We start from the raw sequence: 668 nt of genomic DNA on the forward strand, positions 1-668 counted from the left end.
GAGTTTGTTGCTGCTTTATTCGACGATCAAGCATAAATCTCTGTCGATAAGATCTCAGCTTAAATCAATAGGCCTACTAAATAATGATACATTTTGAGAATGTCACCAAGCGTTATAGCGACGGCCATGAAGCACTTAATGACGTAAGCTTTTCAATGGCGCGTGGTGAAATGGCATTTTTAACAGGCCATTCCGGCGCAGGTAAAAGTACACTGCTTAAGCTGATTATGTTGATGGAAAGAGCCAGTGAAGGAAAGGTCACTGTGGGTGAGCAAGACCTTATGCGCATCCCAAAGCGGCAAATTCCTTATTACCGGCGTCATGTCGGCGTTGTTTTTCAAAATCATCGCTTGTTATTTGATCGCAGTGTTTACGACAACGTTGCGCTTCCCCTAGAAATTTCGGGAATGAACCCGCGCGATATCGGGCGTCGCGTACGTGCCGCATTAGATAAAGTCGGTTTGCTTTCAAAAGAGAAAATGACACCCATTCAGCTCTCAGGCGGTGAACAACAGCGTATCGGTATTGCCAGAGCCGTTGTCAATAAACCTCCCGTTTTGTTAGCCGATGAACCAACCGGAAACCTCGACCCCGAGCTTTCAGCCGAAATCATGAACTTGTTTAGCGAGTTCAATCAAGTCGGCGTCACGGTACTGATAGCGAGCCAC

The 668-nt window shown here is 46.4% G+C and carries 1 protein-coding gene; it reads left to right on the forward strand.

Going from position 1 to position 668, the window contains the following annotated elements; translation table 11 throughout:
- Positions 1–83: 83 nt before the first annotated feature.
- A partial coding sequence (ftsE, locus tag A3763_RS06920) for a cell division ATP-binding protein FtsE (protein ID WP_068759960.1) occupies positions 84–668 on the forward strand: 585 nt, incomplete at its 3' end.

Source organism: Oleiphilus sp. HI0128, from assembly GCF_001635365.1.